Below are 9,120 nucleotides of genomic sequence, written 5' to 3'. Positions count from 1 at the left end.
CTTGCTGGTTCACAGGGGTCTGCGGTGTACACAAAACCTGTGGGAGCCAGCCTGCTGGCGATGGGGCCTTCCCAGTTGACGCTTAAACCAGCGTCATCAACGCCTCACGGCTGAACGGCAGGATATCTTCCTCACGCCCATCGCGCACTTTCTGCGCCCAGTCCGGATCCACCAGCAGCGCGCGCCCTACCGCCACCAGGTCAAACTCATCGTTGTTCAAGCGTTCCAGCAGCTTTTCCAGGCTGGCAGGCTGAGCGATCTTGTCGGTGTTGACCATGAATTGCAGGAACTCGCCATCCAGGCCCACGCTGCCCACGGTGATGGTCGGTTTGCCAGTGAGTTTGCGAGCCCAGCCTGCCAGGTTCAGTTCGGACCCGTCGAACTCCGGCTCCCAGAAACGGCGCGTCGAGCAATGGAAAATATCCACGCCGGCGTCGGATAGCGGCTGGAGGAATTCACCCAGCGCTTGCGGGGTCTGCACCAGGCGCGCGGTGTAGTCCTGCTGCTTCCACTGGGAGAAGCGGAAGATGATCGGGAAGCCTTCACCGACCGCTGCACGCACCGCTTGAATCAATTCGATGGCAAAGCGCGAACGATTGGCCAGGCTGCCACCGTACTCGTCGGTGCGTTGGTTGCTGCCCTCCCAGAAGAACTGATCGACCAGATAGCCGTGGGCCCCGTGGATTTCCACGCCGTCCATGCCAATGCTTTGTGCATCCTTGGCCGCCTGGGCAAATGCGCCGATGACTTCCTGGATGTCCTGTTTGCTCATGCCGTGAACCACGACCTGACCGTCCTTCAGCTTTTCCGAGGGACCGTAGCCCGGCACGCTGGCGTCCGGCTCGGTGCCGGTGCGCCGCACACTGCCAACATGCCACAGCTGAGGCACGATCTTGCCGCCTTCGGCGTGCACCGCATCGACCACTTTCTTCCAGCCGGCCAATGCCGCCTCACCATAGAAGTGCGGCACGTTCGGGTAGCCATTGGAGGCCTTGTGCCCGACCGTGGTGCCTTCGGTGATGATCAGGCCAACGCCGGCGGCAGCGCGACGACGGTAGTACTCGATCACCTTTGAATTGGGCACGCCACCTGGGGAGAAAGACCGAGTCATCGGCGCCATGACGACGCGGGTCGGCAATTGGAGAGTGCCGAGGTGGAACGGTTTGAACAGGGCTTTGACGGGCATGAGGACGCTCCACGGGGGATAGGCTTTATGACGGCGATAATATTGAGAGCGCCGAGCCATTGGAAGCATTATTGATTTTGGTGATTTAGGGTCAGAAGGCAGANCACGGGGGATAGGCTTTATGACGGCGATAATATTGAGAGCGCCGAGCCATTGGAAGCATTATTGATTTTGGTGATTTAGGGTCAGAAGGCAGAATCAAAAGATCGTCCGAAGGCTCGGGCCGCGTTCGGACGATCTTTTGATTTTTCTTTTTCAGCTCAGAGCTTTTTCAATCGCATGAACAATCGTTGGATCATCCGGCGCCGTGCGCGGTGAGAACCGCGCCAGCACGCGGCCGTCCTTGCCCAGCAGGAATTTCTCGAAGTTCCAGGTAATGTCCCCTGGAAACTCTGCCCCCTCGCCCGCCAGCAGGCGATACAACTGATGACGATCGTGCCCGTTCACTTCCAGCTTGCTGGACAACGGAAACGTCACGCCATAGTTCAGGCTGCAGAATTCCTGGATCTCCTGCTCAGTCCCCGGTTCCTGTCCGGCGAACTGGTTGCACGGCAGCCCGAGCACGCTGAAACCTTTGTCCTTGTACTGCTGGTAAAGGTTTTCCAGCGCCGCGTATTGCGGAGTCAGGCCACATTTGGAGGCAACGTTCACCACCAGCACGACGCGCCCTTTAAAAGGCGCCAGCGGTAGCTCCTGACCATCCAGGGCTGTCAATTTAAGGTCGTGAAAAGCGCTCATGACGAACTCCAAATTCCCGTGTTCTTCTCGAAACAGCTACCTGGCGGCGCTGCCATGGACAACCGCGGACTAAAAAAGGCGCCCTCGGGCGCCTCTCCAGTTCTCTGAGCTTAGCGCAGAAAATCAGTGGTGATGACCACCTTCGCCATGGACGTGACCATGGGCAACTTCTTCCTGGCTGGCGTCACGGATGTCGATGATCTTGACCTGGAAATTAAGGCGCTGACCGGCCAACGGGTGGTTGCCGTCGACAGTCACGTCGTCGCCGTCCAGATCGCGAATGGTGACGATCTGCATCTGGCCGTCCGGAGCGGAAGCGTGGAACTGCATGCCCACTTCCAGTTCGTCGACGCCTTCGAACATGCTGCGGCTCAGGGTGCTGACCAGTTCGGCAGCGTACTCGCCGTAAGCGTCTTCAGGTTCAACGGCAACGGTCAGTTCATCACCAACTGCCTTGCCTTCCAGGGCTTTTTCCAGGCCTGGAATGATATTGCCTGCGCCTTGCAGGTAAACCAGCGGCGCGCCGCCGGCGGAGCTGTCGATGACCTCACCAGCGTCGTTGGTCAGGGTATAGTCGATGGAGACAGCCTTATTGGCGGCGATCAGCATGGGGCGAGACCTTTTGCAGAAGAATATAGAAAGACCAAGTTTAGCGAAGCAATCGCCCGAAAGCGAACACAACCCGGACAGACGGATGACGATGCAGGACTCCAGGGTCACAGGTTTCCACCAGGACGAGGACGGGCATTGGGTGGCCGAGCTTTCCTGCGGCCACACCCAGCACCTGCGCCACCAGCCGCCATGGCAATCCCGGGCCTGGGTCATGGACCCGGTGCAGCGCACTGAAAAAATAGGCCAGCCCTTTGCGTGCGGTTGGTGCGCACAAGGCCCGGTTAGCGATAACCTTGGCGACTGAATGTCGGTAGACCTTCAAAAATAGAAGGTCACCCCTGCGCTCCCTTAGAGAATCCGCATGCAAACTTTTTTTATCGCACCCACCGATTTTGGTGTGGGTCTGACCTCCATCAGCCTCGGGCTGGTGCGCACCCTTGAGCGAGCCGGTCTCAAGGTCGGCTTTTTCAAACCGATCGCCCAACCACACCCGGGCGACACCGGGCCTGAACGCTCCACCGAACTGGTGGCGCGTACCCATGGCCTCAAACCGCCCCAGCCGCTGGGCCTGGCCCACGTCGAACGCATGCTGGGCGACGGTCAGCTCGATGAGCTACTCGAAGAAATCATCACGCTCTATCAACAGGCAGCGATCGGCAAGGACGTGCTCATCGTCGAAGGCATGGTCCCGACCCGCAGTGCCAGCTACGCTGCGCGAGTCAATCTGCACCTGGCCAAGAGCCTGGACGCCGACGTGATCCTGGTCTCGGCGCCGGAAAACGAAGTGCTCACCGAACTGTCCGGCCGTGTGGAATTGCAGGCGCAGTTGTTTGGTGGCCCCAAGGACCCGAAAGTCCTCGGCGTCATCCTCAACAAGGTCAAGACCGACGAAAGCATGGAAGTCTTCGCCTCACGCCTGAAGGAACACTCGCCATTGCTGCGCAGCGGTGATTTCAAACTGCTCGGGTGCATCCCGTTCCAGCCGGAACTCAACGCCCCCCGCACCCGCGACGTCGCCGACCTGATGGGCGCGCAGATTCTCAACGCCGGGGATTACGAAACCCGGCGCATGAGCAAAATCATCATCTGCGCGCGAACCATGCGCAACACTGTCGAGCTGCTCAAGCCCGGGGTGCTGGTGGTCACCCCGGGCGACCGCGACGACATCATCCTCGCCGTCAGCCTCGCCGCCATGAACGGCGTACCGCTGGCCGGCCTGCTGCTGACCAGCGACACCCTGCCCGACCCGCGCATCATGGACTTGTGCCGCGGCGCCTTGCAGGCCGGCCTGCCCGTGCTGTCGGTGAGCACCGGTTCATACGACACTGCCAACCAGTTGAACGGCCTGAACAAGGAGATCCCGATCGACGACCGCGAGCGCGCGGAGATCATCACCGACTTCGTCGCCAGCCACCTCGACGCCAACTGGCTGCACCAGCGCTGCGGTACTCCGCGGGAAATGCGCCTGTCGCCGGCAGTGTTCCGCTATCAACTGATCCAGCGCGCCCAGGCCGCCAACAAGCGCATCGTATTGCCTGAGGGCAGCGAGCCGTTGACTGTACAGGCGGCTGCCATCTGCCAGGCCCGCGGCATCGCCCGTTGCGTGCTCCTGGCCAAGCCCGCAGACGTCGAAGCCGTGGCCCGTGCGCACGGTATAGAGCTGCCGCCGGGGTTGGAAATTCTCGACCCGGACTTGATCCGCGAGCGCTATGTCGAGCCGATGGTCGCACTGCGTAAAAGCAAAAGCCTCAACGCACCGATGGCCGAGCAGCAACTGGAAGACACCGTGGTGATCGGCACCATGATGCTGGCGCTGGACGAGGTCGACGGCCTGGTGTCCGGGGTCATCCACTCCACCGCCAACACCATCCGCCCCGCCCTGCAGCTGATCAAGACCGCGCCGGGCTGCACCCTGGTGTCATCGGTGTTCTTTATGTTGTTTCCGGAAGAGGTGCTGGTCTACGGCGACTGCGTGATGAACCCGCACCCAAGCGCCAGCGAACTGGCCGAGATCGCTCTGCAAAGTGCCGACTCGGCGGCGGCTTTCGGCATCACTCCGCGGGTGGCGATGATCAGCTATTCCAGCGGCGAATCCGCCAGCGGTGAAGAAGTCGAGAAAGTCCGCGAAGCGACATTGCTCGCCCACGAACAGCAGAACTCGCTGCTGATCGATGGCCCCCTGCAGTACGACGCTGCCGCCAACGAAACCGTGGCCCGGCAACTGGCGCCGAACAGCCAGGTCGCTGGTCGCGCCACGGTGTTCGTGTTTCCCGACCTGAACACCGGCAACACCACACACAAAGCCGTGCAGCGCAGCGCCGACTGCGTCAGCCTCGGGCCGATGCTGCAAGGCCTGCGCAAACCGGTGAACGACCTGCCGCGCGGCGCGCAGGTCGACGACATCGTCTACACCATCGCGTTGACCGCGATCCAAGCCGCCAACCGACCAATGGATCTTTAAATGCTGGGTTTCCTGCCTGCCGCCGTGCGCGGCGTGATCGCCTCGCTATTGCTGGCGCTCAATACCATCCTGCTGTGCTCGTTCCTGTTCTGCGTGGCGATCTTCAAGGTGCTGCCCTTTGCCATCACCCAGCGCTTCACGCGCTGGCTGATGAGCCATACCCATGAAGCCTGGATCAGCAACAACAAAGCCTGGATGAACCTGGTCTGCCGCACCCGCTGGCACCTCAGCGGCCTGGAAGGCCTGGACTATCAGCACTCCTACCTGATCACCAGCAACCACCAGAGCTGGGTCGACATCATGGTGCTGCAGTACGTGCTCAACCGCCGCATCCAGCCGCTGAAGTTCTTTCTCAAGCAGGAACTGATCTGGGTCCCGGTGATCGGTCTGGCATGGTGGGCCCTGGGCTTCCCGTTCATGAAGCGCTACTCCAAGGCCTACCTGGAAAAGCACCCGGAGAAGAAAGGCAAAGACCTGGAAACCACCCGCAAGACCTGCGCAAAATTTCGCAACTACCCGGTAGGCATGTTCAACTTCGCCGAAGGCACGCGCTTTACCGAGGGTAAACACGCGCAGCAGAAATCACCCTTCAAATACCTGCTAAAACCCAAGGCCGGCGGCATTGCGTTCGTGCTGGATGCGATGGGTGAGCAGCTGGAGTCGATCGTCAACGTGACCATCCACTATCCTGGCGGGCGTCCGGGGTATTGGGATCTGTTGTGCGGAAACGTGCAGGATGTGGTGGTGCACTTCCAGGAGCTGAAAATTCCGCCGGAGTTCATCGGCAAGAATTATGAGCAGGATGGGGAGTACCGGTTGCAGTTTCAGGGGTGGATCAATCAGCTCTGGGAAGACAAGGATGCACTGTTGGAGCAGATGCATCGCAAATATCCAGTCAAACACTGATCTCCTGTGGGAGCCAGCCTGCTGGCGATAGCGGATTCACATTCAGCAGATGGGTTGACTGAAACACCGCAATCGCCAGCGGGCTGGCTCCCACAGTTGACCGAGTCGACCCGAAACAAAAAACCCGCCGGATGATCACTCATCGGCGGGTTTTTTATTGCAGCAACTGACGCTTAGATCGCGCCGCGCTGACGCAGCAGATCCAGCACTTGCTTGACGCTTTCTTCCAGCGACAACGACTGGGTATCGACCACGAGGTCGGCATCCAGCGGCACGTCGTACGGGAAGGATTCGCCCGGGATGTTGTCACCTGCCGCAGCGTACAGGCCTTGCGGGTCACGTTCGGCGCAGACCGCTGGCGAGGCCTGGACATAGACTGTCAGCAGGCGCTCCTTGCCGATCAGGTCCTTGGCCTGTTCGCGGCCTTCGGCGCTCGGTGCAACGAATGCGGCGAGGGTCAGCAGGCCGGCTTCGTTGAACTGACGCGCAACGTGTGCGGCACGGCGCCAGTTCTCGGTGCGCCCGGCGCGATCCTGTGGCAGACCTTTGTTCAGGTCGTGACGCAGGTTCTGGCCATCCAGTACGAACACCGCACGGCCCATGTCGAACAACTTGCGTTCAACCGCATAGGCCAGGGTGCTTTTGCCCGCGCCCGACAGCCCGCTGAACAACACGGTTGCCGGTTGCTGGCCGAAGCGCTGGGCGCGTTCTTCGGTGGCCACGTGAGCCAGTTTGCCGTGGTGCGTGCTGCTGCCATGAGCCAACGGCTGGGCAATGATCATGCCGGCGGCGACTGTGCCATTGGTCAGGCGGTCGATGACGATGAACGAACCCGTGGTGCGGTTGCTGGCGTAACCGTCCAGCGCGATCTCCGCGTCGAGGCTGACCTTGACCCGACCGATCTCGTTCAGTTGCAACGAGCTGGCAGGTCCCTCTTCCAGGGTGTTCACGTCAACACGGTTAACGATGCTGGTGATCGAACCCGGCACGTAGGTGGTGGCGCGCTTGATATCGTATTTCTTGCCTGGCAGCATCGGCTCTTCCGCCATCCACACCAGCATGGCGTCGAAAGCGTCAGTGACTTGCGGCAGGTTGTCGGCGTGCACCAGCAGGTCGCCGCGGGAGATATCGATCTCGTCTTCCATGGTCAGCGTTACCGCCTGACCAGGACCGGCGTGCTCCAGTTCACCCTCGAAGGTGACGATGGATTTCACACGGCTGCTCTTGCCCGACGGCAGCACAACGACTTCATCGCCCTTGTGCACAACGCCGCTGGCCAGGGTGCCGGCGAAACCACGGAAGTTCAGGTTCGGACGGTTGACGTACTGCACCGGGAAACGCAGGTCGGTGTAGTTGCGGTCGTTGGCGATTTCGACGGTTTCGAGAATTTCCATCAGCGACTGGCCGGTGTACCACGGCGAGCGCTCGGATTTGTTCACCACGTTGTCGCCCTTGAGAGCGGACATCGGCACGAAGGCCATGGTGGTCGGTTTGAAGGCGATACCTTCGGCAAACTTCAGGTAATCGGCCTTGATCGACTCGAATACGCTTTCGTCGAAGCCATTGAGGTCCATCTTGTTGATGGCGACCACGATGTGCTTGATGCCCAGTAACGAGGCGATGAAGCTGTGGCGACGGGTCTGGGTCTGCACGCCGTAGCGGGCATCAACCAGGATGATCGCCAGGTCACAGGTGGACGCACCGGTGGCCATGTTGCGCGTGTACTGCTCATGGCCCGGGGTATCGGCGATGATGAATTTGCGCTTGGCGGTGGAGAAATAGCGGTAGGCGACATCGATGGTGATGCCCTGCTCACGCTCGGCCTGCAGGCCGTCGACCAGCAATGCCAGGTCGATGTCTTCGCCAGTGGTGCCGACTTTTTTCGAGTCGCGGGTGATGGCTTCCAGATGATCTTCGTAGATCATCTTGGAGTCGTGCAGCAGGCGCCCGATCAGGGTGCTCTTGCCGTCGTCGACGTTGCCACAGGTCAGGAAGCGCAGCATTTCCTTGCGTTCGTGCTGGCCCAGGTAGGCGAGGATGTCCTCGCTGATCAAATCAGATACGTGCGACATGACAACCCCTTAGAAATAACCCTGACGTTTCTTTTCTTCCATCGAGCCTGCGCCATCGTGGTCGATGACCCGGCCCTGGCGTTCGGAAGTTCGCGTCAGGAGCATTTCCTGAATGATGTCGGTCAGGCTGGTGGCCTCGGACTCGACCGCACCGGTCAGCGGGTAGTCACCCAGTGTGCGGAAACGGACTTTCTTCTTGACGATGCGCGCCTTGTCTTCGTCGCTCAGGTGATTGAGCAGGCGTTCGTCGTCGATCATGATCCAGGTGCCATTCATCTCGATGACGTCGCGCTCGGCGGCGAAATACAGCGGCACGATCGGGATGCCTTCGAGGTAGATGTACTGCCAGATGTCCAGTTCGGTCCAGTTCGACAACGGGAACACACGAATGGATTCGCCCTTGTTGACGTTGCCGTTATAGACGTTCCACAGCTCCGGGCGCTGGTTTTTCGGGTCCCAGCGGTGCTTGGTATCGCGGAAGGAATACACGCGCTCTTTGGCGCGGGATTTTTCTTCGTCGCGACGGGCACCACCGAAGGCGGCGTCGAAGCCGTATTTGTCGAGGGCCTGCTTGAGGCCTTCGGTCTTCATGATGTCGGTGTGCTTGGCACTGCCGTGGGTCAGCGGGTTGATGCCCTGCGCGACGCCATCGGGGTTTACGTGCACCAGCAGGTCGAGGCCGAGTTCTTCGACCATGCGGTCGCGGAACGCGTACATTTCCTTGAACTTCCACCGGGTGTCCACGTGCATGACCGGGAACGGCAGCTTGCCCGGGAAGAATGCCTTGCGCGCAAGGTGCAGCATCACGGCGGAGTCTTTACCGACGGAGTACAGCATCACCGGGTTATCGAACTCGGCGGCGACCTCGCGGATGATGTGGATGCTTTCGGCCTCCAGCTGTTTCAGATGCGTCAGTTTGTCGACCATGGCTACTCACGAAAACGATCTTATGGACGGCCAGCGGGCCGTGTTCGAGCGGGGAATCCTAGCACAGCGACCTCTTCTAATCAGGACGCTGGCTAGATCGAAAGGGTATATGAATATACCCCCGCGTTTGGCCGCCACCACGCCTGGCTGATTGGCACATCCCACTGTAGGAGCTGCCGAAGGCTGCGATCTTTTGACGTTGTTTTTTTAAGATCAAA

At 60.3% G+C, this 9,120-nt stretch carries 8 protein-coding genes; 3 read left to right on the top strand and 5 right to left on the bottom strand.

Translation table 11 applies throughout. The features are described from left to right. Positions 1–82: 82 nt before the first annotated feature. From HYI44_RS22455 to HYI44_RS22445, 3 genes are all read right to left on the bottom strand, one after another. A complete protein-coding gene (locus tag HYI44_RS22455) occupies positions 83–1,186 on the bottom strand; it encodes an NADH:flavin oxidoreductase (protein WP_225570559.1) in 1,104 nt (367 codons plus the stop codon). Between the two features lie 255 nt (positions 1,187–1,441). Continuing rightward, positions 1,442–1,924 carry a glutathione peroxidase gene (locus HYI44_RS22450; protein ID WP_122837529.1) on the bottom strand — a complete coding sequence of 161 codons (483 nt, stop codon included), beginning with the start codon at positions 1,922–1,924 and terminating at the stop codon, positions 1,442–1,444. Between the two features lie 123 nt (positions 1,925–2,047). Continuing rightward, positions 2,048–2,533 (bottom strand): FKBP-type peptidyl-prolyl cis-trans isomerase, encoded by a 486-nt coding sequence (locus tag HYI44_RS22445; protein ID WP_045061434.1) that lies wholly within the window; start codon positions 2,531–2,533, stop codon positions 2,048–2,050. On the opposite strand from HYI44_RS22445, the gene HYI44_RS22440 reads away from it, so the two are divergent. From HYI44_RS22440 to HYI44_RS22430, 3 genes are read left to right on the top strand one after another with little or no spacing between them, the layout of a single operon-like run. Then, complete coding sequence (locus tag HYI44_RS22440; RefSeq protein ID WP_122837528.1) at positions 2,502–2,840, top strand: DUF3565 domain-containing protein; 339 nt, start codon at positions 2,502–2,504, stop codon at positions 2,838–2,840. The genes HYI44_RS22445 and HYI44_RS22440 overlap by 32 nt on opposite strands. Positions 2,841–2,897: 57 nt before the next feature. After that, positions 2,898–4,997 (top strand): phosphate acetyltransferase, encoded by a 2,100-nt coding sequence (pta, locus tag HYI44_RS22435; protein ID WP_122837527.1) that lies wholly within the window; start codon positions 2,898–2,900, stop codon positions 4,995–4,997. Beyond that, the gene (locus tag HYI44_RS22430; RefSeq protein WP_122837526.1) at positions 4,998–5,903 is read left to right on the top strand and encodes an acyltransferase; all 906 of its coding nucleotides are present in this window, start codon (positions 4,998–5,000) and stop codon (positions 5,901–5,903) included. Positions 5,904–6,076: 173 nt separating this feature from the next. On the opposite strand, the gene cysN is transcribed toward HYI44_RS22430, so the two are convergent. Beyond that, a complete protein-coding gene (gene cysN / locus HYI44_RS22425) occupies positions 6,077–7,975 on the bottom strand; it encodes a sulfate adenylyltransferase subunit CysN (RefSeq protein WP_045061437.1) in 1,899 nt (632 codons plus the stop codon). A gap of 9 nt (positions 7,976–7,984) precedes the next feature. Further along, entirely contained in the window at positions 7,985–8,902 is a 918-nt protein-coding gene (gene cysD, locus HYI44_RS22420; RefSeq protein WP_010463281.1) for a sulfate adenylyltransferase subunit CysD, read from the bottom strand. Positions 8,903–9,120: the final 218 nt, after the last annotated feature.

The organism is Pseudomonas sp. Y24-6, from assembly GCF_020295325.1.
In the GTDB taxonomy this organism is placed as follows: domain Bacteria; phylum Pseudomonadota; class Gammaproteobacteria; order Pseudomonadales; family Pseudomonadaceae; genus Aquipseudomonas; species Aquipseudomonas gregormendelii.
Note: the sequence above shows the minus strand (reverse complement) of the source record. Positions and strands in the feature narration are given on the sequence as shown.

Bases quoted from the DNA above. Each gene is read 5' to 3' on its own strand.
- HYI44_RS22455 (WP_225570559.1), bottom strand. From the start codon at position 1,186: ATGCCCGTCAAAGCCCTGTTCAAACCGTTCCACCTCGGCACTCTCCAA.
- HYI44_RS22450 (WP_122837529.1), bottom strand. From the start codon at position 1,924: ATGAGCGCTTTTCACGACCTTAAATTGACAGCCCTGGATGGTCAGGAG.
- HYI44_RS22440 (WP_122837528.1), top strand. From the start codon at position 2,502: ATGGAGACAGCCTTATTGGCGGCGATCAGCATGGGGCGAGACCTTTTG.
- HYI44_RS22445 (WP_045061434.1), bottom strand. From the start codon at position 2,533: ATGCTGATCGCCGCCAATAAGGCTGTCTCCATCGACTATACCCTGACC.
- pta (WP_122837527.1), top strand. From the start codon at position 2,898: ATGCAAACTTTTTTTATCGCACCCACCGATTTTGGTGTGGGTCTGACC.
- HYI44_RS22430 (WP_122837526.1), top strand. From the start codon at position 4,998: ATGCTGGGTTTCCTGCCTGCCGCCGTGCGCGGCGTGATCGCCTCGCTA.
- cysN (WP_045061437.1), bottom strand. From the start codon at position 7,975: ATGTCGCACGTATCTGATTTGATCAGCGAGGACATCCTCGCCTACCTG.
- cysD (WP_010463281.1), bottom strand. From the start codon at position 8,902: ATGGTCGACAAACTGACGCATCTGAAACAGCTGGAGGCCGAAAGCATC.